Annotated in this window: 23 protein-coding genes, 1 tRNA gene and 2 pseudogenes; 16 read left to right on the top strand and 10 right to left on the bottom strand. The window is 65.6% G+C overall.

From position 1 onward, the window contains the following. Window positions 1–59: 59 nt before the first annotated feature. Together ACQY4T_RS03945 and ACQY4T_RS03940 are read right to left on the bottom strand one after the other, a co-directional pair. A pseudogene (locus ACQY4T_RS03945) lies at window positions 60–2117 on the bottom strand (FAD-dependent monooxygenase). A 431-nt stretch (window positions 2118–2548) separates the two neighbouring features. Beyond that, window positions 2549–4030, bottom strand: a complete 1482-nt coding sequence (locus ACQY4T_RS03940) for a glycosyltransferase family 9 protein (protein ID WP_428537981.1) — start codon at window positions 4028–4030, stop codon at window positions 2549–2551. Between the two features lie 209 nt (window positions 4031–4239). On the opposite strand from ACQY4T_RS03940, the gene ACQY4T_RS03935 reads away from it, so the two are divergent. From ACQY4T_RS03935 to ACQY4T_RS03915, 5 genes are all read left to right on the top strand, one after another. Further along, window positions 4240–5427: a hypothetical protein gene (locus ACQY4T_RS03935; RefSeq protein WP_428537978.1), complete on the top strand. Its 1188-nt coding sequence runs from the start codon at window positions 4240–4242 to the stop codon at window positions 5425–5427. A 57-nt stretch (window positions 5428–5484) separates the two neighbouring features. Then, a tRNA-His gene (locus ACQY4T_RS03930) sits at window positions 5485–5560 on the top strand. A 109-nt stretch (window positions 5561–5669) separates the two neighbouring features. Continuing rightward, window positions 5670–6293, top strand: a complete 624-nt coding sequence (locus ACQY4T_RS03925) for a molybdenum cofactor guanylyltransferase (protein WP_428537975.1) — start codon at window positions 5670–5672, stop codon at window positions 6291–6293. 4 nt (window positions 6294–6297) lie between these two features. Continuing rightward, window positions 6298–7101 carry an aspartate dehydrogenase gene (locus ACQY4T_RS03920; protein ID WP_428537972.1) on the top strand — a complete coding sequence of 268 codons (804 nt, stop codon included), beginning with the start codon at window positions 6298–6300 and terminating at the stop codon, window positions 7099–7101. Window positions 7102–7107: 6 nt separating this feature from the next. Continuing rightward, window positions 7108–7434 carry a hypothetical protein gene (locus ACQY4T_RS03915; RefSeq protein WP_428537969.1) on the top strand — a complete coding sequence of 109 codons (327 nt, stop codon included), beginning with the start codon at window positions 7108–7110 and terminating at the stop codon, window positions 7432–7434. A gap of 28 nt (window positions 7435–7462) precedes the next feature. Here the strand turns inward: ACQY4T_RS03915 and ACQY4T_RS03910 are convergent, their stop codons facing one another. From ACQY4T_RS03910 to ACQY4T_RS03895, 4 genes and pseudogenes are all read right to left on the bottom strand, one after another. Continuing rightward, the gene (locus ACQY4T_RS03910) at window positions 7463–7858 is read right to left on the bottom strand and encodes a RidA family protein (protein WP_428537966.1); all 396 of its coding nucleotides are present in this window, start codon (window positions 7856–7858) and stop codon (window positions 7463–7465) included. A 24-nt stretch (window positions 7859–7882) separates the two neighbouring features. After that, window positions 7883–8562 (bottom strand): annotated as a pseudogene (locus tag ACQY4T_RS03905) (SDR family NAD(P)-dependent oxidoreductase). A gap of 173 nt (window positions 8563–8735) precedes the next feature. Then, window positions 8736–9782 carry a site-specific DNA-methyltransferase gene (locus ACQY4T_RS03900; RefSeq protein WP_428542690.1) on the bottom strand — a complete coding sequence of 349 codons (1047 nt, stop codon included), beginning with the start codon at window positions 9780–9782 and terminating at the stop codon, window positions 8736–8738. Between the two features lie 120 nt (window positions 9783–9902). Continuing rightward, on the bottom strand, window positions 9903–10523 hold the full coding sequence (locus ACQY4T_RS03895) for a ribonuclease HII (protein ID WP_428537963.1): 621 nt from the start codon (window positions 10521–10523) through the stop codon (window positions 9903–9905). A gap of 123 nt (window positions 10524–10646) precedes the next feature. Here ACQY4T_RS03895 and ACQY4T_RS03890 point away from each other — a divergent pair, with 123 nt between their 5' ends. From ACQY4T_RS03890 to ACQY4T_RS03875, 4 genes are all read left to right on the top strand, one after another. After that, window positions 10647–11561 carry a YicC/YloC family endoribonuclease gene (locus ACQY4T_RS03890; RefSeq protein WP_428537960.1) on the top strand — a complete coding sequence of 305 codons (915 nt, stop codon included), beginning with the start codon at window positions 10647–10649 and terminating at the stop codon, window positions 11559–11561. Continuing rightward, a complete protein-coding gene (gene gmk, locus ACQY4T_RS03885; protein WP_428537957.1) occupies window positions 11558–12187 on the top strand; it encodes a guanylate kinase in 630 nt (209 codons plus the stop codon). The genes ACQY4T_RS03890 and gmk overlap by 4 nt, the downstream gene beginning before the upstream one ends. Window positions 12188–12268: 81 nt before the next feature. Continuing rightward, window positions 12269–14644, top strand: a complete 2376-nt coding sequence (locus ACQY4T_RS03880; protein ID WP_428537954.1) for a DEAD/DEAH box helicase — start codon at window positions 12269–12271, stop codon at window positions 14642–14644. Then, window positions 14634–15770 (top strand): hypothetical protein, encoded by a 1137-nt coding sequence (locus ACQY4T_RS03875; RefSeq protein WP_428537951.1) that lies wholly within the window; start codon window positions 14634–14636, stop codon window positions 15768–15770. Before ACQY4T_RS03880 ends, ACQY4T_RS03875 begins: the two co-directional genes overlap by 11 nt. A gap of 4 nt (window positions 15771–15774) precedes the next feature. Here ACQY4T_RS03875 and ACQY4T_RS03870 read toward each other — a convergent pair whose 3' ends face one another. The 3 genes from ACQY4T_RS03870 to ettA form a co-directional block, all read right to left on the bottom strand. Continuing rightward, window positions 15775–16707 carry a 4-hydroxyphenylacetate 3-hydroxylase C-terminal domain-containing protein gene (locus ACQY4T_RS03870; protein ID WP_428542687.1) on the bottom strand — a complete coding sequence of 311 codons (933 nt, stop codon included), beginning with the start codon at window positions 16705–16707 and terminating at the stop codon, window positions 15775–15777. A 32-nt stretch (window positions 16708–16739) separates the two neighbouring features. Beyond that, on the bottom strand, window positions 16740–17276 hold the full coding sequence (locus ACQY4T_RS03865; RefSeq protein ID WP_428537948.1) for a 4-hydroxyphenylacetate 3-hydroxylase N-terminal domain-containing protein: 537 nt from the start codon (window positions 17274–17276) through the stop codon (window positions 16740–16742). Between the two features lie 332 nt (window positions 17277–17608). Continuing rightward, window positions 17609–19288: an energy-dependent translational throttle protein EttA gene (gene ettA / locus ACQY4T_RS03860; RefSeq protein WP_428537945.1), complete on the bottom strand. Its 1680-nt coding sequence runs from the start codon at window positions 19286–19288 to the stop codon at window positions 17609–17611. 136 nt (window positions 19289–19424) lie between these two features. On the opposite strand from ettA, the gene ACQY4T_RS03855 reads away from it, so the two are divergent. The 7 genes from ACQY4T_RS03855 to ACQY4T_RS03825 all read left to right on the top strand — a co-directional run bounded on the left by ACQY4T_RS03855 (window position 19425) and on the right by ACQY4T_RS03825 (window position 23866). Continuing rightward, window positions 19425–19886 (top strand): molybdenum cofactor biosynthesis protein MoaE, encoded by a 462-nt coding sequence (locus ACQY4T_RS03855; RefSeq protein WP_428537942.1) that lies wholly within the window; start codon window positions 19425–19427, stop codon window positions 19884–19886. A 28-nt stretch (window positions 19887–19914) separates the two neighbouring features. Continuing rightward, window positions 19915–21264: an aromatic ring-hydroxylating oxygenase subunit alpha gene (locus ACQY4T_RS03850; RefSeq protein ID WP_428537939.1), complete on the top strand. Its 1350-nt coding sequence runs from the start codon at window positions 19915–19917 to the stop codon at window positions 21262–21264. Beyond that, window positions 21261–21824, top strand: coding sequence for a 3-phenylpropionate/cinnamic acid dioxygenase subunit beta (locus ACQY4T_RS03845; RefSeq protein WP_428537936.1), 564 nt, complete (start codon window positions 21261–21263; stop codon window positions 21822–21824). Before ACQY4T_RS03850 ends, ACQY4T_RS03845 begins: the two co-directional genes overlap by 4 nt. A gap of 13 nt (window positions 21825–21837) precedes the next feature. After that, window positions 21838–22014 carry a hypothetical protein gene (locus ACQY4T_RS03840; protein WP_428537933.1) on the top strand — a complete coding sequence of 59 codons (177 nt, stop codon included), beginning with the start codon at window positions 21838–21840 and terminating at the stop codon, window positions 22012–22014. Continuing rightward, on the top strand, window positions 22011–22403 hold the full coding sequence (locus ACQY4T_RS03835; protein WP_428537930.1) for a hypothetical protein: 393 nt from the start codon (window positions 22011–22013) through the stop codon (window positions 22401–22403). Before ACQY4T_RS03840 ends, ACQY4T_RS03835 begins: the two co-directional genes overlap by 4 nt. A 39-nt stretch (window positions 22404–22442) precedes the next feature. Next, window positions 22443–23525, top strand: a complete 1083-nt coding sequence (locus ACQY4T_RS03830; protein ID WP_428537927.1) for an NAD(P)H-dependent flavin oxidoreductase — start codon at window positions 22443–22445, stop codon at window positions 23523–23525. A 146-nt stretch (window positions 23526–23671) separates the two neighbouring features. After that, window positions 23672–23866 (top strand): hypothetical protein, encoded by a 195-nt coding sequence (locus ACQY4T_RS03825; protein WP_428537924.1) that lies wholly within the window; start codon window positions 23672–23674, stop codon window positions 23864–23866. Between the two features lie 324 nt (window positions 23867–24190). Here the strand turns inward: ACQY4T_RS03825 and ACQY4T_RS03820 are convergent, their stop codons facing one another. Next, entirely contained in the window at window positions 24191–25957 is a 1767-nt protein-coding gene (locus ACQY4T_RS03820; RefSeq protein ID WP_428537921.1) for a hypothetical protein, read from the bottom strand. Window positions 25958–25993: the final 36 nt, after the last annotated feature.

Here is a 25993-nt window from a genome sequence, read left to right as displayed (position 1 = left end):
CCCGCGTTTGCTTTGCCCTTGGCGCCGGCCAAGCCAAGGGTCGGTCCGCCGCTTAATCATTACATCGCATGTCTGGGGCGGTCGCCGCGAGTCCCGCCGTGGCTTTTGGGGCGGGCGCGCCGGCGCAGCTCCAGCAGGTCCGCCCGCTCGCGCGCGGCGCTGCGCATCAGCGCGTCGCGGCCATACTCGTACTGCACCGGACAGGCGACATCGGTCACCCCGTAATCCGCCGCCGCCCGCATCGCGAACCCCGCATCCACCAGGTGTGGCCGCGCCAGCGCCGCCAGGTCGGCGCGCCCGGCGGCCGGGATGGTGTTGATCTGATCCGCCGAGGTGATCGAACCCACGCACATCGCCGCCAGTCTGGTCTCGTTGCGGATCGTTTCGGAGAACGGCACCTGGAACATCCGGCCATAGACCGGGGCCGCGTCCACCACCGTCTGCCCGGTGGATACGTCGATCAGATCGCAGCCATGTTCGGCGAAGGTCCGCGCGATGGCCGCGACATCAGCCTCGGAGATGCCGCCATCGGCCCAGTCGGTGGCCGACAGCCGCACCGACATCGGCTTGTCGTCCGGCCACACCGCCCGCATCGCGTCGAACACCTGAAGCGGGAAACGCAGCCGGTTGTCGGCTGAACCACCATAGTCATCGCGCCGGGTGTTGGTCAGCGGCGACAGGAAGCTGGCCAGCAAATAGTCGTGCGCGCAGTGCAGCTCCAGCATATCGAAGCCGCAGCGTTCGCCGCGCCGCGCCGCCTGGCGAAATTGGTCGACAACGCAATCCATGTCGGCGCGGTCCATCGCCTGCGGGACCTGACTTTCCGTGCTGTATGGGATCGCCGAGGCCGACATCACTGGCCACGCCCCCTCGGGCAGCGGCTGATCCATGCCGTCCCAAATCAGCCGCGTTGCACCCTTGCGGCCTGCATGACCAAGCGGCAGACAGATCTTCGCCGATCCGTACGCATGGGTGAAGCCGACGATCCGGGTCTAGGCGGCTTCCTGCTCGTCGTTCCATAGTCCGGTACAACCGGGCGTGATGCGGGCCGTAGCGGAGATACAGATCATTTCCGTATAGACCAGTCCGGCACCGCCGGTCGCGCGTGCGCCGTAGTGTACCAGATGCCAATCCGTCGGCGTTCCCTGCTCCGCGCTGTATTGGCACATCGGCGAAACCATAACCCGGTTGATAAGCGTCATGCCGCGCAGCCTTAACGGTTGGAAAATCGACGGGCTTTGGCTATCGGCGGGTCGCTGGCCGGCAATGGACGGCGGCGCGTTGCCGGCCGCCTCGGCGGCGAACAGCGCGTCCACCTCGCGGACGAACGCAGGTGCCCGCAACGCAAGGTCGTCGTAGGTGATCGCTTTCGACCGGGTCATCAGGCCGAATGCGAACCGCGTCGGGTGCATCGGCCAGAATCGCTGGACATGGTCGAACCAAACCAGCGAGACATCGGCGGCGTGCTGAATTTTCTCCACAGCCTCACGCCGGCCGTGCTCGAACGTGGTCAAGCAGTCCGCCAGCGAACCGCCGGCGACGATCGCGGCATGCAGCGCGATGGCGTCCTGCATTGCCAGCTTGGTGCCCGATCCGATGGAAAAATGCGCTGTCGACTTGGCGTCGCCGAGTAGCACGACGTTGCCGCGAGTCCATCGCGCACAGCGAATCATCGGGAACCGCCGCCAATGGCTGCGGTTGGTGATCAGCTTATGTCCGGCGAGCTCCTCGGCGAATACGTCCTGCATGAACCGAACTGACTCCGCCTCGGTCGCCTGTTGCAGCCCGGTGCGCCGGAACGTCTCCGGCTCCATTTCCAGCACCCAGGTGCTGGCGTCCCGTTCGTATTGGTAGCAATGCGCGATAAATATGCCCTCGGCGCGCTGCTTGAAGAAAAACGCAAAGGCGTCGAACGGGCGAGTGCTGCCCATCCAGGCAAACCGGTTTGGCCGCAGATCGGTGTTGGGCTGAAAGCGTGCCTGGTCAGCCGATCGGATCGCGCTGTTGATGCCATCCGCGGCGACGATCAGGTCGGCATCGGGAAAGTCTTCCGGTGTTGCCTGGCGGTTGAAGATAAGTTCGACACCCAGCGTTCGCGCCCGATCGTGCAACAGCATCAGCAGCGAGCGGCGCGCGCAGCCGCAGAATCCGTTGCGGCTAATCCGCCGCACCGTGCCGCGGGCATGGATCTCGATGTCATCCCAGTAAGTGAAATTCTCGATGATGCGCGGTAGCTGGGTGCATCGGCGGCGGCAAATGCGTCCAGCGTCTGATCGCTGAACACCACCCCAAAGCCTAATGTGTCGTCAGGCCGATTGCGCTCGACCACTGTGACAACGGCCTCCGGCCGATCCCGCTTCAGCAGGATTGCGAAATAAAGCCCCGCCGGACCGTCGCCGATCACTGCAACGCGCATCCGCACCTCGTCCTGGGTTTGGTCATTGGGGCCTTGGCGGTCAATAGGTTAGGCGCGGCCGATGTTTCCGGGCAAGCGGTCTACGGATGCTGTCTTGCCAGGTCAGGTAGGCAACTGCCATCCGGTTCGGCGTCACTCGGTGCCGACTGGCTCCATCCGCGCTTCTGCCAGCGATCGGGCCAGGGCGGCGCGCAGCCGGCTGATCGGTTCGTCCCAGGCGCCCGGCCTCGGTTGGCGGAACAATCGCGCCGACGGATACCAGGGACTGTCCTCACGTTCCAGCATCCAGCGCCAATCGGCCGCTTTTGGGATCAGGATCCATACCGGCTTGCCCAGCGCGCCGGCGAGATGGCCCATCGACGTGTCCACCGTGATCACCAGGTCCAGGTTCTCGATCAACGCCGCGGTCTCGCCGAAATCGGTCAGTTCGCCTGCCAGATCGGTCATCCCGGGAAACCGCTCCATCACTTCCTGGTCCCGCGCGGGCAGTGGCTTTTGCAACGAAACGAACGCCGCTGGTCCAGCGTCGACCAAGGCGTCGAATTGCGCCAGCGGCATCGACCGCCGCCGGTCGTTCGGGTGGGTCGGGCGGCCGGTCCATGCCAGCCCGATGCGCTTCACCCCGCTGGGTAGGGTCGCCGCCAACCGGTCGTGCCAGTAGGTGACCCGAGCCGGGTCCGCCTGCAGGTATGGCATCCGCGACGGTATGGTATCGGTCTGAGTTCGGAACAAGTACGGCAGGCTGGATAGCCGGCAGTGTGCGGCGTGACCCGGAATGTCGGTCCAGCGATGGCAATACTGCGAAACCCCGGGGATTTTCGCCAACAGCGGCGCCATCTCTGCACTGCAGCCGACGATCACCTCCTGACAGCGTTCGGCGACCATCGGGATGTAACGGGCGAACTGGATGGTGTCGCCGTAACCCTGATCGCCCACCAACAGCAGACGACCGTTGGCCAGCCGCATGCCGTTCCACGGCGCCGAGGTCATCGCCGGCATCGTCGCCTTGCCCGCCCCGGTCAGGTTGCGCCATTCGTATTCCATCCATCCGGCGTCGAAATCGCCCATCGACAGCAGGGTCTGCGCCATCGCCAGGTGGCCGTCGGCATGGTCGTGCTTCAGCCCCAGCGCGCGCAGCAAACAGGCCATCGCCCGGTCGCGGTCGTCGACATCCACGAACACCAGCGACAGGTTGACCAGGTGTTCGGGATTGCCCGCGTCCAGCCGAATCGATTCCTGGCCGGCCTCCAATGCCTCTTGCATGCGGTAGGTGTTGCGGCAGAGAGAACTGAGATGGGCATACCAGGTCGGATTTCCTGGATGTAGTTGGATGGCCCGGTGCAGCAACGAAATACCGCGCTCGGCATCGCCCGCCATCGCCGCGATGATACCCTGAAGGGCGAGCGCCGCGGGCTGTTCGGGCATCGCGGCGAGCACATCGGCGCAGATGCCACCGGCCTCATGCAGCCGCTTGGCCTGCGCTGCCGCCTGTGCTCGGGCCAGCGCCTGCTCCACGGTTTCGCCGTTGACGGTCGGGCGCGCCGGCGCCGGTTGCTGCGGCGCAGCCGGAGCCTGGGGGTCAGCCAGTTGCTGAACGGGATCGTTTCCACTCATGATCGGTAGATGCCCCGGAGACCGCCGTTGCGGCAAGCAGTTTCGCCGCCGCGACGGGAATCTCTAGACGACAAGCAAGAATAATTCGGTACAGTTAAATAGGCTTGATCGCAACGGGATGATATGACCGGGCCCGCGCCACAAGGGAGCGCGGATACGCCGGGGAGCGCGGAATGGTCCGAGCCGTCGGCATCACGGAGAGTGAGAGCATGGCCGGTCCAGTGTTCCACCTACAGCCCATGGGGCGGCTGGGCAACTTGATGATCGAGTACATGGTGGCGCTGAAATTCGCCGACATGGTGCGCGATTGCCGCCTCTCGAACATCAGCATGCCGGCCTGGGATATCGATCACCCGGCGCTGGACTCGCCCGGACCGGCAGCGGTCGAAAGCCGTGAGCAGCACATCGATCTGGCGGCGCTCGCCGATCAGGTGTGTTCCGGGCGGATCAATCGCGTCGAATGGGCCGGGTTTGGACAGCGGCTGGAACATTTTCTGACTCCAGATCGATACCAGGACGTCTTCCGATCACCGTTCGAAACCGCCATGGGATTCGGCCCCGAACACCTGGTCTGTCCGATCCGCGCCGAGGACGTTTTGCATGGCCCGAATCCGGACTACACGTTGACCCCGATGGAATTCTACCGGGACATCGCCGCGATGACGGGCCTGCGGCCGGTGTTCATAGGCCAGACTGGGCCAAACGCCTACATGGATCGAATCAGGGCGGCATTTCCGGATGCGATCTATCGTCCGCCGCAGCACCATCCGCTGGTCGATTTCGAAACGATACGACAATCGCGCCACCTGGCGATCGGAGTTTCCACCTATTCCTGGCTCGCCGCGTGGTTGTCGCGCACCGCCGAGACCATTGATCTGGCGGTCAGCGGCCTGTTCAATCCGATGCAGAAACCCGAGGTCGACCTACTGCCGTTCGGTGATGCGCGCTTCAGGTTCTGGCTGTTCCCGATCAACTACGCCGTGCCGCTGGTTCGGCACGCTGAGCTGCATCGGCGCATCGCGCCGTACTGGCGGCTGATGTCACATGCCGCGCTGCGCCAGCAATTCGTCGCGGCGCCCCGCTTCCCGCGTGACCTCGACCGGGCGCTCGCGGTGTTCGACGAAGCGTTCTATCTGGAAACCAACGCCGATGTGGCGGCGGTCGGGCAAAACCTTGGACCTGGGTTTGCCCGCGCGCACTATGCCCGGCATGGGTTTCACGAGCGGCGCCTGCCGATGCGGCTCGACCCGGTTTGGTACGCCAGCGAATACCCGCTTGCCGGGTTTGAGGTGGCGCAAGGCGACTACGCCGAGTTCGCGCATCATTATATGGCGGTCGGCAAGGCCCGTGGTTATCGTGCATTTCCCTGCGGGATTGAAGCCGACGTCCGATGTTGACGCGTGCCCAATCTTGACGACTAAGCGGCAACCGGCCTACACGCCGGCCGCTGGATGGCGGGCATAGCTCAGTTGGTAGAGCGCCAGGTTGTGGTCTTGGATGTCACGGGTTCGAGTCCCGTTGCTCGCCCCAACGGCGGGTTTTCACGCCCTGCTTCGGTTTCACGCCCTGCCTCGGTGTCACGTCCCGTCCCATGCCGCGTGGTCAGCCCCTGCCCCGCGGTCAGGAGCTCGGTTTTTCAATGAACGACGCCAACGCCGCCGCCCTGGTGCTGGCCGGCGGCGCAGCTAGGCGCATGGGTGGCGGCGACAAGCCGCTACTGACGGTCGGCAGCCGGTCGATGCTGGAATTGGTGATCGCGGCGCTCGAGATCCGGCCCGTCGCCATCAGCGCCAACGGAAATCCGGCCCGCTATGCCGGGTTCGGACTGCCGGTGCTGGGCGATGGCGCGTTTCTCGGCCAGGGCCCGTTGGCGGGTGTCCTTGCCGGACTGGACTGGGCGGCCTCGCTGGGCAAGACGGCGCTGCTGACCGCGCCGGGGGACACGCCGTTCCTGCCACGCGGTTTGGCCGAATGGCTGGCGCCGGCGCCGTGTTGCGTGACCAGCGCCGGACGCCGGCATCATCTGGTCGCGCTTTGGCCGGTGGACTGCGCCGATATGCTGCGCGCGCTGTTGTCAGCGCCGGGCTCGCGACGGGTGGCAGGCTTCGCGGAACGAATCGGCATGCGATATGCGGAATTTGGCATGCGGACACGTGATCCATTCGATAATGTCAATACGTATGAGGATTTGGCTAGAGTCCGTGCAAGACCAGGCCCGGGCGATATCGAGACGCCGGACGGCATCGATCCGGCACAGGGATGACAACATGGGCATGACGGTCGCCATCGCCGGCCTGGGCGCCATCGGGTTGCCGCTGGCACGAGCCCTTGATAACGGCGTAGACGGTCTGCGCCTGGTTGCCGTCGCCTGCCGCGATCCGGTCAAGGGCAAGGCCAACCTGGCCGGGTTCAAGGCGACACCGCGCCTGGTGGCGATCCCGGAACTGGCGGAAGCTGAAATCGTGGTGGAAGCAGCGCCGTCAGCGCTGTTTGAACGTATCGCCCTGCCGGCGCTGGAGGCGGGGCGCGTGTTCGTGCCGTGCTCGGCCGGCGCGCTGCTGCCGCGGATGCACTTGGCCCGTTTGGCGCGCACCACGGGCGCCAGGATCGTGGTGCCGACTGGGGCGTTGCTGGGCCTGGATGCGGTCCGAGCGGCGGCCGAGGGACCGATCGAGAGCGTCACGATCGAAACCCGCAAGCCGCCGGCGGGGCTGCTTGGCGCGCCCTACCTCGAGCGGCACCGGATCGACGTGATGGACCTGAAACAGCCGCTGTTGGTGTTCCAGGGCAATGCGCTCGACGCCGCCGCCGGCTTTCCGGCCAACGTCAACGTCGCGGCGGCGCTGGCCCTGGCCGGGGTCGGGCCGATCCGAACCCAGGTGCAGATCTGGGCCGATCCGGGCATCACCCGAAACATCCATATAATCCGCGTCGAGGCGGACGCCGCGCGCTTCAGCATGACGATCGAGAACGTGCCCACCGCCGCCAACCCGCGCACCGGGCGGCTGACCGCGCTGTCGCTGCTGGCCTGTCTGCGCGGCCTGGTATCGACTTTGAAGGTTGGAAGTTGACCCGGCGTGACCGAGGCCCTGGTTTACCTGCCGACGTTGGCGTTGTTCAGTTTCGTCACCGTGGCCAGCGCGCTGCTCCGGCACGAGATGCTGATTTTGGCCTGTATTCCGCCGGTCTTCGTCGCGCTGATCATGGGCTTCGTGATGGCGATCTATGCCGGCGACACGTTCGGGCCGCTGCCGACCGGCGTTGCCCTGGCTGCCGGCATCCCGCCCGGATGGTGGCTGTCACGGCGGTTGCAGCCGCGCGACCTGCTGATCGCGATCTACCTGGGGTGGGCCGTCGCTCTGGTCCTGGCGCTGGTAGCGTTCGGGTTTCCCGATCACGAATGAGTCACCGCCCGCGCCGAACCGCAACGGCTTAGCCGATGATCGCCGTTGCCTCGATCTCGACCCGTGCGTCGGGTTCGACCAGGGCGGACACCTGCACCAGCGTCATCGCCGGGTACCAGCGACCCAGCGTCTCGCGGTAGGCTGCACCAAGCGCTGGCAGCGCGATCCGGTACTCCTCGATGTCCACAACGTACCAGGTCAGCCGAGCAATGTGTTCGGGCTTACCGCCGGCTTCTTGCAGCACCGTCAGCAGGTTGCGCAGAGCCTGTGCCGCCTGGGCGACGAAACCCTCGGCGAAACGGCCGTCCTGGTCCCAGCCGACCTGCCCGCCAACCATCACCACGCGGCCGGTTCCGGCGACCCCGTTGCTATAGCCGCGGGGCACTGGCCAGCCCGGCGGCTGTAGGATGGTCAACTCCGGCATCGCGTCGTCCTCCTGCCCGCTTGGTTATTCCGCAACGCCCGTTGGACGTCGGTACGTCGCCGGCCGGCGGATCATGTTTCGCCGCCGTCCACGGCCAGCGCCTGTCCGTTCACCGCCGCCCGCTTCCGGCAGGCAGAGAAAGGCTACGGCAGCGGCGACCTCGTCCGGCCGGATCAGCCGCCCGAGTGGATTGGCTTGGGTGAGTTCGGACCGCGCCTGTGCCGGCGAGCGACCTGTGCGCGCGACGATCCGATCGATGCTCTGCCCCACCAGCTCGGTGTCGGTAAATCCGGGACAGATAGCGTTAACGGTTACTCCGCTGCCGGCCACCTCTTGCGCCAGTGCCCGGGTGACGCCCAGCAGCGCGTGTTTGGCCGCGACGTAGGCGCTGATGTAGCGATAGCCCTTCAGCGAGGCGGTCGAGGCTATGTTTATAATGCGGCCGAACCCCGCAGCATCGCCGGCAGCGCCGCCTGGGTTGTGGTGATCGCGCCGGCGACGTTGACCCGCCACATCCGCTCGAACATCGCCAGGTTGGTCTTCTGGAACGTGGCGGTCTCGGCGGCGCCGGCGGCGTTGACCAGGAGCAGGATGGGACCCGACGAGGCGCCAGCCTGGGCCAAGGCCGCGACGGTGGCGGCCGTGTCGGTAACGTCGGCGATCACGCACGACGCGGCTTGTCCGGCGGTGACCGCATCGCGCAGCTTCGACTCACGCCGGCCAAGTACAGTCCAGCGCGCGACCGCCGTTGCCGCAGAGCATCCGCGCGCTGGTCCGACGTCTTCGAGTCAAATAGCACATCCCTCAGACCAATCGCTTATCCGGTTTCGCCGAACGAACGCGGGTCAGACACCGTTTGCCGATCCGGCGCACCTCGTCACGCCGGCAACGGATCGGTATCCCCCGGCTGCGCTGCCAACCGAGTGCGCAACGTATCCAGTTGCAGCAGGGCGCCATCCCGCTCGAAATGCCAGAATGTCCAGCCGTTGCAACTAGGCGCGTTCTGCAGCAGGGCTCCAACCTGGTGGATCGAACCGCGGATCTCCCCCGCACTCAATGACCCGTCCGGCCCGACGGTCGCGCTGACCCGCCGTCGGCGATCGAACACCGCGGTGCCGGGCGCGATCAGACCCTGTTCGACCAGGCTGCCGAAAGGGATCCGCGGTGCCTCCCGCTTGGTTGCGTGCGACGTGGCGCCCTCGACCGAGATCGCCTTGGTCCGCCGGACCCGCCCGATCGCGGCCTCGGCGTAGGCGGGGTGGCGTTCGATACCGATAAAGTGCCGCCGCAGCCGCTTCGCCACCGCCGCTGTGGTCCCGGTGCCGGCGAATGGGTCCAGGACGATATCGTCCTGATTGGTGCTGGCCAGCAACACGCGGTGCAACAGCGCCTCGGGCTTCTGGGTTGGGTGCAGCTTCAACCCGTGCTCGTTGCGCAGCCGCTCAGGCCCGGTGCACAGCGGGATAAACCAGTCGCTGCGCATCTGGATATCGTCGTTCAGCGACTTCATCGCCTGATAGTTGAACCGATACCGCGAATCCCGCCCCCGAGCCGCCCAGATCAGCGTTTCATGGGCGTTGGTGAAGCGCCGGCCCCGGAAGTTCGGCATCGGGTTCGACTTGCGCCAGATCACGTCGTTCAGGATCCAGAACCCGAGGTCCTGCAGGATGGCACCGATCCGAAAGATGTTGTGGTAGGCGCCAATTACCCACAGCGTGCCGTCCTTGCGCAACAGTCGGCGGCACTCGGTCAACCATTCCCGGGTGAACCCGTCGTACGAGGCGAAATCGTTGAACCGGTCCCAGTCATCGTCCACGCCATCAACCAGGCTATCGTCCGGACGCCGCAACTCCCCCCGCAGTTGCAGGTTGTACGGCGGGTCAGCGAACACGCAGTCCACTGAGGCGGAGGGTAACATCCGCATCAACGGCAGGCAGTCGCCCCGCAAGATCTGGTCCAGCGGCAACTCGTGATACAGGTCCAAGCTCGGTTTCCAACTTTATCAATATCTTTGCCGCATCGTGACGGTCCATTCGAGGGTGCGTCAACCTGCAATCGTCAGTTCCAGCCGCAGGTGAGCAACGCTGCCGAACGCCTCGCGGTGGTGTCGGGTCGGGCCCAGCCGCAGCAGTGCTTCGCGGTGCGGCCGCGTCGCGTAGCCCGCGTTCGCCTCCCAGCCATAGCCGGGGAACCGTGCCGCCAGGCGTGCCATCGCGCGGTCGCGGACCACCTTGGCAACGATGGAGGCAGCGGCAATCGACAGGCACAACGCGTCCCCGCCTACTACGCAGCGTACCGAGCATCCGAGCTTCGGCGGATAGTTGCCGTCCACCAGCGCCAGGTCCGGCGTCAGGCCCAATCGGGTCACCGCTCGGCGCATCGCCAACATCGAGGCGTGAAGGATATTGAGCCGAAGGATTTCGCCGACCGAGGCGGCGCCGACGCCGATCTCCGCGTTCGAGGCCCGCAGAGCCAGGAACGCCGCCAGTCGCTGCTCAGCGGTCAGCTTCTTGGAATCGTCCAGTAAGGCGGCCAGTTCGGATAGGGTATCAGTTGGTAGGATCACCGCGGCCGCGACCACCGGACCGGCCAGCGGCCCGCGACCAGCCTCATCGACACCCGCAACCCGCCCTCCGGCAGCCAGTTCCATTTCCAGACTGGGCATTGCCGGTCATTACCAAAACTTTGCCGAGTCGTGGAAGCGAACGCTTGGCAGTGGCCGTGCTTCGCCACCGGCGTATCGGACAACATGCTTCGCATCCGCCCCCGGCGCTGGTAGAAGCCGCGCATGGCCGCGATCGCCTCCATGACCGGATTCGCCCGCGCCGAGGGCACCATCACCAGCCCCGACGGTATCATGGGCGATGCCGGCACGGCCTGGGCATGGGAACTGCGCAGCGTCAACGGTCGCACTCTGGAACTGCGATTCCGCTTGCCGAACGGTTGGGACAGCCTTGAGGCCGGCTGGCGCGAGCTCGCCGGGCAGGCGCTTAAGCGTGGTAACGTCACCGCCAACCTGACTATCAAGCGTCAATCCGAGAGCCGCCTGGAACTCGACCCGGCGGCGTTGGAACAGGTGCTGAAAATCGCCACTGATCTGCATCACCGCATTCCCGGAAGCTCGCCGCCGTCACCCGAGGCGCTGCTGGCGCTGCCGAGCGTGCTACGTCAGGCGCAAGCGGACCAGCAACAGGAACGAGCGGCCGCCGCGGCCGATGTGCAGACGGGATTCACCTCAGCGCTGACTGACCTGGTCGCTTCCCGCCAAGCCGAGGGCAGTCGGCTGGCGACTGTCCTGCGCCGTCAACTGGATGAAATCGCAGCGCTTTGCGAAACGGCCGCTACCCAGGCCGTCGGCCAGCCGGCCGCCCAGCGCGCCAGGATGCTGGAAAACCTGCAGACGTTGTTGCGCGAGACGCCAAACCTGCCCGAAGAACGCATCGCGCAGGAAGTCGCCTTGCTGGCCAGCCGCTCCGACGTGCGCGAAGAGTTGGACCGGCTGTCCAGCCACATCGCCGCTGCCCACGATCTGCTGCGCGAGGCGGTGAACATCGGGCGCAAGCTCGACTTCCTGATCCAGGAGTTCAACCGCGAAGCCAATACGCTGTGCAGCAAGTCCGCCTCGCCCGGCCTGACCGCCACCGGCCTGAAGTTGAAAGCCGCCATCGAACAGTTGCGGGAGCAGGTGCAGAACATCGAATGATCGAAATCGCGCGCCGCGGCGTCTGTTTGGTTTTGTCGGCGCCATCCGGGGCCGGCAAGACCGCGATCGCCGATGCCCTGCTGGCCAGCGAGCCGCGACTGGAGCGCTCGATCAGCGTCACCACCCGCGCCCGCCGGCCGGCGGAAATCGACGGTGTGCACTACAATTTCCTTACCGAGGATGGGTTCCAGCAGGCGCTGCGCGATAATGCGCTGCTGGAATGGGCGCGGGTGCTGCAGGGCTCGCACGCCTACGGCACCCCGCGTGTCCCGGTGGAACGCGCGCTGGCCGCCGGCCGCGACGTGGTGTTCGACATCGACTGGCAGGGCCATGCGCAGTTGCGCGAAAGACTCCCGGCCGATGTGGTCAGTGTGTTCGTTCTGCCGCCCAACCTGATGGCGCTGCGCGCCCGCTTGGTGGGACGTGCCGGCGATCGCGGCGACGAAATCGAGCGCCGGATGCGGGTCGCCCAGGACGAAATCCGCCATTGGGTCGAATTTGATCACGTCGTGGTGAACGAGGAGCTTCACGCGGCTACCGAATCGGTCCGCGCCGTGTTGCACGCGGCGCGCCATTCAACCGCCCGGCTGAACGGCTTGGCGGCGTTTGTCGAGCGACTCAATTGAGCATCGCTGCTGGGTGAGGGGTTTCGATCGATTTCTTGTGAAGTCTCTTGGTACTGATGTCCGATTGAGCGACGTTTCCGAATGACGATCACAGACACCCGATTCGCTGCGCAGGCAACGCCGTTGCGCGGTGGCCGCCAGGCATCGAAGCGCGCCACCGAACCAGCGCTGTTTGCCGATCTCGAACCAGCGCCCGCAAGCCGCGCCCCTGTCGTGGATGACGGCGAATTCTGGCGTCGTGGCATTCGCGAAGCCTTGGTGCAGCGCTCCCCCCGGTCGCTCGTTATCGCCGAACAGTCCCTGCGTAGCTGCCCACTCGATCCTGAATTGCTGCTGCTTGGAGCGCTGACCGCGATCGCCTCTGGTCGCCCGGAGCGCGGCTTGGCGCTGTTGAAGCGTTACGCCAAGCGATACGTTCCAAACAAGGAGTCCACGCTGCTGAGCGCGCTCGCGCTTGGCGCCCAGGACCAGTATGCCGTGGCGCTTGCCGTGCTGCGGGCCGAGGGACTGGAGAGCGATCGGGCGGCGTTGCGGCACTTCGTCGGCGACGAAGTGATGGGCGAATGGCTGCGCGCCCGCCTGGCCACAATACGGCTGATGGGCAACGCCGCGCTACGCCAACCGCGAGCCAAGATCGCACCGAAGCCCGTGGCGCAAAACCCCGCGGCGAAATCCCAACCCGCCCGCCCGGCGCCCAGCCTCCCGGCGCTGCCAGTGATCGCCGATCTGCCGAAGCTGGAGGCGCGCTTCGACATGGCGTTCGAAATCGCCAATCCGGACGCGATCGCGACCTCGGCCGCCGAACCGGGCGCCGCGGCCTTTCGGCTGCGCGGCGAACTGGTGCGGCTGAGCCTTTTCGAGGGGTTCGACGAACTGCTTTGCTTGCCGGCGCTGCAGGGGGTGGAGGCGCATTGGTATCAGGTCGAGACCGTGCGCAAGGTGTTGAAGCAGTATCGCGGCCGGGTGCTGCTGGCCGACGAGGTCGGCCTCGGCAAGACCGTCGAGGCGGGCATGGTGCTGAAGGAGTATATCCTGCGCGGGATGGCCGAACGCATCCTGTTCCTGACACCAGCCTCGCTGGTTGGACAATGGCGCGACGAAATGGCGGCCAAGTTCGGCATCGCGTGTGCCACCAGCCACGATTCGTTGCTGCGCACGGACCCGGCGGCGTTCTGGGCGCAGCCGCTGGTGATCGCCTCGATCGCATCGGCGCGTCGCAAGGAGCACGCCGAGCTGCTGGCGGGCCTGGATTACGACGTCGTGGTGGTCGATCAGGCGCATCATCTACGCGATCAGTCCAGCGCGAGCTATCAGTTGGTGAACCGGCTGCAGAAGCGCTTCCTGCTGTTGCTGTCGGCAACGCCGGTGCAGAACAGCCTGCTGGAGCTATACAATCTGCTGACCCTGCTGCAGCCCGGCATCTTCAAGACCCAGAAGGAATTCCGCTCGGTCTACATGGTGCCGGGCAAGCCGCGTGAGCCGGCTAACCGCGAACGTCTGCGCGACCTGATGCGCGGCGTCATGGTGCGCAATACGAGAGCGCTGCCGGCGCTGCGGATGCCCAGGCGGCAAGCATCGACGCTACGCGCGGTCCCCGATCCCGTCGAAGCCACCTGCTACGAGGACCTCACGGCGCTGGTTCGCGAGGCGGCGACCGGTGGGGAAGGCGCGCACCGCCTGTCGCTGCAGCATCTGCTGGCCGCCGCTGGTTCTTCTCCAGCCGCTGCCGCGGCTGCCATCGCCCGCTTCGCCGAATGCCGCCCACGGGACAAACGCTGGACCGAACTCCAGGCGCGCACCCTGGCGATCGCCGCTGGGGCGAAGGAGGCGGCGCTGCTGCGGCTGCTGGCGCAGAACCCGGCGGAGAAGAAACTGGTCTTCGTCCACCATCGCGACAGCCTGACCCATCTGGCCGAGCGGTTGCGTCAGCAGAGGACGCCGTTCGCGCTGTTTTCGGGCGACATGTCCGGGCCGCAGAAAGACGCGGCGGTCGAGGCCTTCCGCGACCACGTCGGCATCCTGCTGTGCAGCGAATCTGGCGGCGAGGGTCGCAACCTGCAATTTTGCAACACGCTGATCAACTTCGACATCCCGTGGAATCCGATGGCTATCGAGCAGCGTATCGGCCGCATCGACCGGATTGGGCAAACCCGCGAGGTGTTCATCTTCAATCTGGTCACTGCCGGCACGATCGAGGACCAGGTGCTGCGCATCCTCGACGAGAAGATCAACATGTTTGAACTGGTGGTGGGCGAGGTTGGTGCCATCCTGGGAGAGATCGATGAGCAGCAGGATTTCTCCACGCTGGTGCTCGACGCCTGGCTGCAAGGCACCGAACAGGGCCGTGCCGACGCCTTCGCCGGGTTGGAGAGCCAGTTGCTCGCTGCCCGCAGCGACTACGAGGGAGTGAAACAGCTCGACGAGGCGCTGTTCGGGAATGAACTCGATGCTGCTTGAAGCCCCGCAAGCCAGCCGGCTGCAGAGTTTCGTCGCCGATCTGCTGCGCCACGAGGCCGCATTGGTGGAGCCGATCGAGCCGGAGGGCCTGGAGGTGCTGGCGCCGGCTGGCATGCAGCAGGCGCTGGGGATCGGCGAACTGTCCCGGCTGGGTTTTGGCGCGACGTTGCCGTCCAGTGCTGTGCGGGTGGGGATGGAGGGCGACTGGCTCGACCGCTTCGGCCGGCTGTTGGGCGCGCGGGGCCGCTGGACGCGGCGGGTGCTGGCAGCGGATGTGCGGATGCCGGGCGATCCGGAACGCGTGCTGGGGCACGAACTGGTGCTCGATAACGCGACGTTCCGGCTGCTGGGCGTGACGCCCGCCTGGACGCGCTATCTGATCATGGACTTCCGCGCCTCGGCGGTGTCCGACGACAAACGCGACTTCATCACCCGACTGGGCGTCAACCTGGCGACCGGGGCACTGTCGGATGCGGTCGTGATGGCGCTTGATCCGTATCTTGACCGAAACGACGAGGCCGCGGCAATGCCGCTCGATGCTGACCTACCGGCGATGTGGGACCATGAGCGCGTGGTCGGACTGGTCGGGCAGGCATTGCCGCTCAGGCTCGAGGTGGCGTTGGACCCTTTCGTCAGGGGGCTGCGGCGCCGCTTGGTTCGAGATCAGGACCGGCTGCATCGTTACCATAACGATCTGCATCACGAGGCGATGCGCCGCGCGGTAGTGCTGCCTGAGGGTGATCCGAAGCGGCTGCGCGAAGAACATCGAGCTGCCGCGATCGGCCGCGAATACCGCGCCAAGCTCGACGACCTTGCTCGACAATACGCGACCCGGGTGACGGTCGAATGGGTGCAGACACAGGACGTGGTGATGACGGTGCATCGGCTGTCCGTACAGATCCGTCGGCGCAAGGCCGACCGCACCATCGCGCTGGACTGGAACCCGTTGGCGCGCCGGCTGGAGCCGCCAGCCTGCGACGCAACCGCCGGGATCGAACGGCCCCGACTGTTGTGCGACGAGGCGCTGCACCTGGTGGTGCCGGCCGGACTCGCACCCTGCACCGGGTGCGGCCGAGCGTTCTGCCGAGCGTGCCACCGGGGCGGGTGTCCGAAATGCGGAGGCTGAACGTCTACGCCTTTCCCGATCCGTCAGGCGCCGGATAGCGGCCCATCACCGTGCGAACCATCGCCCCCGCGGCATCCCAGTCATAGGTCCGGAAACTGTGCCCGCGCGTCACGAACTGCGCCCCCGCATAAAACGATTCGTATTGCACATGCCGCGAAGCGAACTCCGATCCCACCGCGTCCCACACCAGCTTTAGCAATTTGACCCGCTGCATCCCGCTCATCGCCGGTGAGACCTGTGTGCTGCGAATGATCCGAGCCAGATCGGGATCGGCGAAATCGCACACCGAGGACGGCAGCATGAGCAGCGCCCCTCCGGCCAACTCGCGGATCGTTTGGATGATTTGCGGATAGATTTCCTGCGCTTGAACCTGCGCCGCGTATAGCAGATGCCGGTCGGGCAGGAAGTAGGCCCCGCGCATCCCCCCGGCCGCCTCCATGCCGTAGACCATCGACGAAATCATCGCCGCCTGTGACGCCAGTCTGCCCAGCGTCTCTCGCACCTGCGGAAACGCCGTTGTGCCGATTGTATCGGCCACGCCGCGGGCGAGCCCGACCAGGAACCGCAGCTTCACCGACAGGCGTATCTGCGCCTGGTAGTTCTGCAAGATATGACCCGGCGTGTCATGAAACTGCGCTCGGCACATCTCGGTGCTGCGATAGACGAAAACCCGCTCCCACGGGACCTTAACGTCGTCGAAAAAAATTAGCGCATCGTTTTCATCGAACCGCGAGGACAGCGGGTTGTCGAACTCGCTGACCGCATGTGCCTCATACGATTTGCGCGACAGGATGCGCAGCCCCGGTGCATTCATCGGCAGCGCGCAGGAAAATGCCAGATGCTCCTCGCCAGGCTTCAGCGGCTGGCCGGAACTGACGTAGATTTCGTTCGCCATGATCGCGCTGGTGGCGAACAGCTTGGCGCCGCGGATGGTGATGCCGGTGGCATCCTCGTCGACGATATGGGCAATCAGGCGTCGGTCCCCTCGCCCTGATCGGCGAACGCTTTCGACCGGTCACCCTGGACGTTGTTGATGACGTAGGTCAGGAACAGATCGTTACGGCGAGTATAATCGAAATAATCCAGCAACGTGCGGGCGCGTGCCGGATCGTAGGCCTGGAACACCTCGATACTCATCACCTGGCCAGCCAGCGCCGAGGCGACGTGATCGGGTGAGCGGCCCATGAAGCCGCAGGTCTGCTCCGCCCAGGCAACCAGTGCATGGCGGCGCTGCACCAGTTCGCCATAGCCGCGCGGCAACTGCCAGCAGCGGTTGACTCGCCGGCCGCCGCCGATATCGAAGGTCATTCGCTCGATCGTATCCGGCGGGCCCTGGTAGTCGTAGAGCCCGCTCGCCGAAGCAACCGCGTTGCGATACGCCTGGTGTTCGGTCACGTCCCGCACGCGTTCGCCGTCCAGGTAGACGGCGCGGCCATCACGTAACGAATCGAGATGGTCCGTGCCGGACTTCACGCCAAACTGGGCAGCATCGTTGGACTGGGGCATCAATCTGACTTAGCCCCTGACGTGTCCGGGACTACGTCTCGGGATGACGGCGAACATCACGTCCTCCAGGTCAACCCGTCGGCCTTTCGGCCAGGGGCACGCCGACCAGAATCGCCACCTGCCGCTCCACCCTTGAGCGGGTTAATCGACCCCTGCATCCTTGGGCACCGGGGCAAGCCTAGTCGGCGAGGCAAGCGAGACAAGAGCGTCAGCCTGCGTCAGGTCGGCCGCGGCTGCCGGGAGCGGCGCAAGCCGTTCCAGCGCCTCGGCGATGCGACTTAGTAATGATTGCGGTTATTTTTCCATACTGTGTGGCGCCACGCAAACGGCGGCTACCGCGCCAACGGCCGATACTTGATCCGGTGCGGTTCGGTTGCTTCCGCCCCAAGCCGCCGCCGCTTGTCTTCCTCATAGGCCTGGAAGTTGCCCTCGAACCATTCGACGTGACTGTCGCCTTCGAACGCCAGGATGTGAGTCGCCAGCCGATCGAGAAACCACCGGTCATGGCTGATGATAACCGCGCACCCGGCAAACTCGGTCAGCGCCTCCTCCAGTGCCCGCAAGGTATCAACGTCCAGATCGTTGGTCGGTTCGTCCAGCAGCAGCACGTTGTGCTCGACCCTGAGCATCTTGGCCAAATGGACCCGGTTGCGCTCGCCGCCAGACAGGATGCCCACCTTCTTCTGCTGATCCGCGCCCTTGAAGTTGAATGCCGCTACATAGGCCCGTGACTGCACCCCGCGCTTGCCGAGGTAGATCACCTCCTCGCCGCCGCTGACTTCCTGCCAGACCGTCTTGTCAGGGTCCAGGCTGTCACGCGACTGATCCACATACCCCAACTTCACGGTCTCGCCGATCCGCAACGACCCAGCGTCGGGCTGCTCCTGGCCGGTGATCATCCGGAACAGTGTGGTCTTGCCCGCACCGTTCGGCCCGATCACGCCAACGATGCCGCCCGGCGGCAGCTTGAAGTCCAGCCCGTCGATCAGGACGTTGTTGCCGTAGCCCTTTCGCAGATCCTCCGCCTCGATGACGATCTGCCCCAGCCGCGGCCCCGGCGGAATGACGATTTCGGCGACGCCGGTCGCCAGTTCCTGCGACTTCTGCAGCATCTCCTCATACTTCGAGATCCGTGCTCGGCTCTTGGTCTGCCGCGCCCGAGGCGACGCCGCGATCCACTCCGACTCAGCGGCCAACGCCCGCTGCCGGGCGGATTCCTCTTTCTCCTCCTGCTGCAGCCGCTTGCGCTTCTGCTGCAACCAGGATGAGTAATTGCCCTCGAACGGATAGCCGCGGCCGCGTTCCAGCTCCAACATCCAGCCGGTGACGTTGTCCAGGAAGTAGCGGTCGTGGGTGACCACCATCACGGTGCCGGCGTAATCGTGCAGCGTGTGCTCCAGCCAGGCGACGCTTTCGGCGTCCAGGTGGTTGGTCGGCTCGTCTAGCAGCAGCAGGTCGGGCTTCTCCAGCAGCAGCCGGCACAGCGCGACGCGTCGCTTCTCGCCGCCGGACAGCATCGTCACCGCCGACTCCGCCGGCGGGCAGCGCAGCGCGTCCAGCGCGATATCGACCTTGCGATCCAGCTCCCAGCCGTCCTGCGAGTCGATCTTCTCCTGCAGGTCGCCCTGTTCGACCAGCAGCGCGTTCATCTCATCGTCGCTCATTGGTTCAGCGAACCGCGCGGAAATCTCGTTGAACCGGGTCAGCGCCGCCTTCAGCTCGGCGAACGCCTCCTCGACGTTTTCCCCCACCGTCTTGTCAGGATCGAGCGGCGGCTCCTGCGCCAGATAGCCGACCGTCGAGCCTGGCGCCGCCCAAGCCTCGCCGCCATACTCGGTCTCGATCCCGGCCATGATCTTCATCAGCGTCGATTTGCCGGCGCCGTTCACGCCCAGCACGCCGATCTTGACGCCGGGCAGGAAGGATAACGTGATCCCCTTGAACACCTCCCGCCCACCAGGGAAGGCCTTGGTCAAATCCTTCATCACGTAGACGTATTGGTAACTGGCCATGATCGGTCGCTTCGCTGTTTGGGCGGGTTCTACCGCGCATTGGTCACAGTGGGTAGGACGCCACGGCGGTTCCAGCCCTGAAGCTCGCGCCGTGCCGCATGACAAACTGTCCGGGCCGGTCTAGCGTTCAATCGCCATGGCCCACATAAAGGTTCAGACCGAGGATTTCGATGTCGGCGCGGAGATCGCCGCGTTGACAGCCGGGCGCACCAATATCGGCGGCATCGGGTGTTTCGTCGGTACTGTCCGGGCCGACGTCGGGACGGCTGGCCCCCCTGTCGTCGGCATGACCCTGGAACACTACCCCGGCATGACCGAACGCGCCATTGCCCGGATCGCCGATCAGGCGGCCCAGCGCTGGCCGTTGCTGGGCTGCACCGTGATCCACCGTGTCGGACCGCTGCGCCCCGGTGAAAACATCGTATTGGTGATCGCCACCTCGGCGCATCGCCAGGCCGCGCTCGACGCCACCGGATTCCTGATCGACTGGTTGAAGACCAAGGCTCCGTTCTGGAAGCGCGAGGACTTTGCCGACGGCGGTGGTGCCTGGGTCGAAGCGCGTGATGATGATGAAGCGGCGGCATCCCGCTGGGGTTGACCGGACGCAATCAACGCAGGAGAGGCGGATGACAATGCAACAACCGATCGACGAAATGATCGACATCAGCCGCGGCCGGATCAGCCGGGAAATCTTTGTTGCGCCGGAATTCCATCAGCAGGAACTTGAACGTCTGTTTACCCGAGCGTGGCTCTTCGTCGGCCATGAAAGCCAAATCCCCAACCAAGGCGACTTTTTCATTTCGAGGATGGGCGAAGAATCCGTCATCTTTTGCCGCGACACCCGCGGCGCGGTGCACGTGTTCCTGAATTCCTGCCGCCATCGCGGCATGAAGGTTTGCCGCTACGAATCGGGAAATACCTCGCTGTTCGTCTGCCCATACCATTCGTGGAGCTATACCACGGATGGCAAGTTGCAGGGCGTGCCGCTCTATCGTGCGTTGTACGAAGGTCATCTGGACCGCGCCGAATGGTCGCTGATCGAAGTCCCCAGGCTGCACCAGTATAAAGGCACCGTATGGGCGTCATGGGACGCCGACGCGCCGGACTTCATGCGCTACCTCGGCGACGCGGTGGATCATCTGGACCAGGTGCTGGACTGCCGCGATGGCCGGCCGGGAGGGTCGGAGGTGATCGGCGTCCATAAATGGATCCTGCCCTCCAACTGGAAGTTTGCGGCAGAAAACTTCTGCGGCGACAGCTACCACAATCCGTCGCATCGATCGGTCGATATGATCGGCATCGGCCCCAGCGCTCGCACCGGGCAAAGCGGGCGGCGAGACAACGAGTATAACAACGGCCAGCACGTCTGGGTCAGTTTTCCCCAGGGCCACGGCATGCACAGCGTTCACATGCCGCAGGCATTCGAATACCAGCCTTCCTACGCGCAATATCCGATCGTCGACGAATACTTCCGCCACTGCTTCGAGCAGCGCAAGCAGCGGCTGGGAGAGAAGGCAAGGCTGATGCCGCTCACCGGCAACCTGTTCCCCAACACCTCGTACCACGGTCGCCAGCCGCGTGCCTTGTGCGTTTGGCATCCGCATGGCCCGACCGAAACCGAAGCCTGGCGCTTCTTCCTGGTTGATGCCGATGCGCCCGCCGAGGTTAAGGATGTGCTACGCCACTTCTACATGCGCTACTCTGGCCCGGCGGGGATGACCGAGCAGGATGACATGGAAAACTGGCTGTATGCAACCAAGGCCAGCACCGGCACCATCGCGCGCCAGTATCCGTTCAACTATCAGCAGTCGCTGGGTGTGTACAAGCACAACGAACCGGTTCCGGGCGATGTCAGCCTGCAGATGACCGAACAGAACGCGCGTAACTACTACCGTGCCTATACCCGCTACCTGAAGGGAGACGGCTGGGAGTCCCTGCTCGGCAGCGATAACTCGGTGCGGCAGGCGGCAGAATGACCGCGGTCGCTGACAAGCCGGTCGCGCGCGGGCCGGCCTGGTTCGCGCTGAAGCAGGAAATCGAGGATTTCCTCTACACCGAGGCCGACCTGCTGGATCAGCGGCGGTTCCACGAATGGCTCGACCTGCTGGCCGAGGATATCGTGTACTTCATGCCGATCCGCCGCAACGTGAAATTCGGCCAGCACGCCGAGAAGGAAAATACCCGCCAGGGCGAGGGCATATCCTGGTTCGATGAGGATAAGTGGACGCTGGGCAAGCGGGTGGAGCAAATCCTGACCGGGGTTCACTACGCCGAGGAACCGCTGTCGCGCGTCACCCACATGGTCAGCAATATCCGCCTGCAGGAGGTGGCCCCGTCGGTGGAACAACCGACCGATGTCGTGGTCGGATGCCGCTTTCTGGTGTATCAGAATCGTGTCGAATACGAGAGTAACACGTTTGTCGGGCGGCGCACCGACACGCTGCGCCGAAATGGAGACTCGTGGCTGATCGCCAAACGGGAATTGCTGCTTGAGCAGAACGTCTTGCTGGCGAAGAACCTGAGCATTCTGTTCTGAGGGAGCGCGGGACGTGCTGGCAGTCAACGACATCGCACCCGGGCGGAAACTGCTGCTCGCCGGTGGCCTGACCGCCGAGGTGATCGAGAACCTTGGCGACGGCGAATGGCTGCGCGTCCGCATCCTGTCCGGCGCCGACACCGGCGTCGAGGAGCTGTGCCACGCCACCGATGTGCAGGACCTGGCATGATGCGCGTCGGCTTCCTGGCCAGCGACTTCAACCCGATGGTGTTGATGCTGGGCGAAGCAGAGGACTGCCGAGCGCTTGGCGGGGTGCTGCGCCGCTTCGCCCGCGACGGGCAGGACGTTGCGTTTGCCGATCTGGGGTTCTGTCAGGTCGTCGGCACCGATGTCCTGCTGACCGCGGCGGCGGGTCCGTCCGGCGTGCGCTGCGAGGATCACGCCTTCATCTGGCGGGTTCAGCCCGAGTCGGCCGCGGGCTTTGCCGATCGCTTGGATGATCTGGCCGACCCGGGGCGTGTCGCAGGGTCCGAGTCATTGGATTGCGGCACCCAGGACGGCATCACGGTCAAGGTCTCTCGCGGCGAATATACCGAGGATTTCCTGCGCGAACGTTAGATCGCGTTCGTCGGGCTCCCACGGAAGGAGACGATCGCTGTGCCGATTTCGCACCACACTGCCTTTGCGCGCACCGAAGCATTTTGCCAGGCCTATGACCTCCGTGTGCCGATCTTACTCGCGCCGATGGCGGGCGCCTGTCCGGCGTCATTGTCGATTGCCGTCGCCAACGCCGGTGGCCTGGGCGCGTGCGGCGCATTGTTGCTGAAACCGGCGGCGATAGCGAAGTGGGTGTCCGAGGTCCGCGCCGCCACCAATGGCGGTTTCCAGATCAATCTATGGATTCCCGACCCGCCGCCAACACGCGACGAGACAGTCGAGGCCGCGGTTCGGGGCTTCCTCGGCCGCTGGGGCCCAGCGGTCGAAGCCGCGGCCGGCGATGTGGCGCCGATGGATTTCGCCGCCCAGTGCGAGGCGTTGCTTCAGGCCGGACCAGCGGTGATCTCGTCGATCATGGGTGTCTATCCGGCGGAGTTCGTTAGCCGGATGAAATCCCGGGGCATCCGGTGGTTCGCCGCGGTCACCACCGTGCAGGAGGCGCTGGAAGCCGAGGCCGCCGGTGCCGACGCTGTTGTTGCGCAGGGCATGGAGGCCGGCGGCCACCGTGGTGCATTCGAGGCAGCGAGAGCCGAGGCCAGCATGGTCGGGCTGTTCTCGCTGCTGCCCGCGGTCGTCGATGCCGTGCAGATTCCGGTGATCGCCACCGGGGGCATCGCCGACGGCCGCGGTGTCGCCGCGGCGCTGATCCTCGGTGCGTCCGCGGTGCAGATCGGCACCGGCTTGCTGCGCACTCCGGAAGCGAAACTTCAGCCGGTCTGGGCCGATGCGATCTCGCGCAGCCGGCCGGAGGCGACCCTGGTCAGCCGGGCGTTCTCCGGCCGTGCTGGCCGCAGTGTGGCGACGGCTTACGCGCGGGCGGCGGCCGCGCCCGGCGCTCCGCCACCGGCGCCTTACCCGGTGCAGCGCGCCCTGACGCAGCCGATGCGCGACGCCGCGTCCAGAGCCGGCGACATCGACCGGATGCAGGCATGGTGCGGCCAGTCGGGTGCGTTGGCGCAGGCGCGGCCAGCGGCTGACCTGGTCCGGGACCTTTGGCAGGACGCCAGGGCGATGCTTCGATAGCGCAGTCACGGCAAACGGGTCCTGGAACGAAACCCCGATGTGCTGAAACGCGTTGTCGGTAGCAGTGTCGGCAGAAGTCGTTCCGCGCAGACCGCGATCATGCTCGGGCGCGATCTTGCGCCAAACCCAAGCTCAAGGACCACCGCATGCGTTTTCCCGGCTTCGTGTTGATCCTGGCGTCAGCGATTGGGCTGACCGGCTGTGTTTTCGAGGGGCCGCCGCGCCGGCCGCCGCCGCCGCCGGTGGTGGAATACGGCCGTCCGCCGCCCCCGCCGCCGCGTGACTACGACCGCCGCTATCCGCCGCCGGATTATGATCGTCGGCCGCCGCCGGGCTATTGACTCTGCCGCAGCGTTGCTACGCTCAACGGGGCGACTAGCAACGTTTCGGTCATCAGATCGTTGCAAGATCGAAGATCCTGCCTCGGCGCCTCGGTTCTGTCTATCTGCTGGGTTGCTGGAATGCGGCCATCTTCGGTTGTTTCGACGTCTTCCCGATCAGGCTTCGGTGACTTGGCGAACTGCCGCTGCGCCGTAGGCCGCGACCGCCAGAACAACGCCGACCGATAGTTGGCGCGCCGAATATGCAATCCATAGCCGCCGGGGGATGTGAACCTGGCCCTTGCAGCCCAGTCATGGCGGACCGACGCCGAAACCCGATCCTAGCTATACCGGCAGGCCCGCGAGCCGCATGCGCTGGGCAAGTGTCTCGCGGCTATCCTCTGGCAGCATCGCGCGTCGCCGCCAGTGGTCAATGCGGAAATCCGGATCGATCGCCAGCAATTGCCGCGCCGCTTGCTGCGCCTCGTCCAGGCGGCCGAGAACAGCGAGGCTGGCGGCGAGGATGCGGGCGTTGGCGGCCAGGCCGGGATGGTGCATCGCCGACACCCGACTCCATCGCGCGGCGTCGCCATAGCGGCCGGCGATGTAATGCGCGCCGGCGGCAACGTGCGCGCGCCAGGCGCTTTCGATTGCCAGTGCTGGCCGGGCGTCGGCCCGTTCGGTGTGAAGGATCGCGGTGCGCGGGTCGCCTTGCCAACTTGAGGTCAGTCCTTTCAGGCTCTCGGCCAGGCCGCAGCATGGTGTGCTGTCGATGACCCGGTCCAGCATGGCGGACGCCAGTACGTGGTCGCGATGCAGCACCGAGTGCATGAATGCCAGCAGCGCCATCGCGGCGGGATCGTTGCGGTCCATGCGACCAGCGACTTCGGCCGCTGCGTGCGCCTCGGCGGCGGGATCGGGGCTCCAGCCCTGGCTGATCGCCATGAAGTGCCACCACACTTGGGCGAACCGCGTGCTGGCGTGGGGCCCGGGGCGCTGTTGGGCATGGCGCAGCATCAGGGCGGCGTCGGCGAAGCTGTTTCGCTGGGGTTGCATGATCGCGGCAAAAGCACGCAGCGCGAGGTCGTGCGCGGTCAGCATATCGGCCGGGACAAGAGCCGCCCGATCAAGCTCTCGTTGCAGCAGGAACGCTGGGGCGGCCCGGGCGATGCGCGCGGCGGCGTCGTCACGCAATTCGACCTGATGGTCGCGTAGATGGTCGAACCGGTCCGACCACATCACACGGCCGGTGTCCGCCTCGTTCAATTCCACCGTCAGGCGCAGCATGTTGGCTTCGGCGTCGGCTGAGCCTTGCAGGACATAGCGGGCGCCGGTGGCTTGGCCGACATGGCGAAGATCGGTCGGCACATGCGACGTGCCGGGCGGCACACGGCTGACCGCGATCCATGTCGCCATCCCGCCGAGCGCCCGAATGACGCTGTCGGTGGCGGCGTTGGCGAACGACGCTAGATCGCCACGGCCGGCGAACGGGATGATGGCCAATGCGGCTCGGGGATCGACCATGGAGCGGATCGGGGCCGACCTGGGCATTGGGCCGGTCCGGTTGCTCCACGCCTGACAGGTATCGGCGGTGATGGCGACGACCGCGATCGGTTCGGCCTGATAGGGTGTTTCGTGCTGGTTTACCGTTGCCGCCGGTATCGCGACGGCGTGGCGAAGCTGGTCGTGCAGGGTGGCGGGCAGAATGATGCCGCCAGGTGGAGCGATGCGCTGCAACCGGGCTGCGACGCTGATGGCGCTGCCGCCGACGTGGCGGTTCCCGGCAAGGATCTCGCCAGAGTTGACCGCCATGCGAAAGCGGATCGGCTTGGCTGCGCCGGACATCCGACGAGCGGACGCGGCCTGGATCATTATGGCGCAGCTCAGCGCTTGGGCGGCGTTGGCGAATTCGGCCATCAATGCATTGCGGGCGAAGGAAAATATAGTTCCAGATGCGGTTCGGATTGCCGAACGCAGTCGGTCGACTTCCTGGTCGACCCGACGATGTTCAGGACGGCCTGGATCGAACGCGGAGCCGTCGATGCCAGCCGCCAGGATCGCCGCAAACCGGCGCTCGGGTGGTGCAACCGTTGATGCCGGCTTGCTTTGCACTTGCCTCTCCCCAGGCGAGCAGCCGCGCACATTACT

This window comes from Rhodopila sp., from assembly GCF_965277825.1.
GTDB lineage: Bacteria > Pseudomonadota > Alphaproteobacteria > Acetobacterales > Acetobacteraceae > Rhodopila.
The sequence above is the reverse complement of the archived record's forward strand: the minus strand, read 5'-3'. Positions and strand labels throughout refer to the sequence as shown.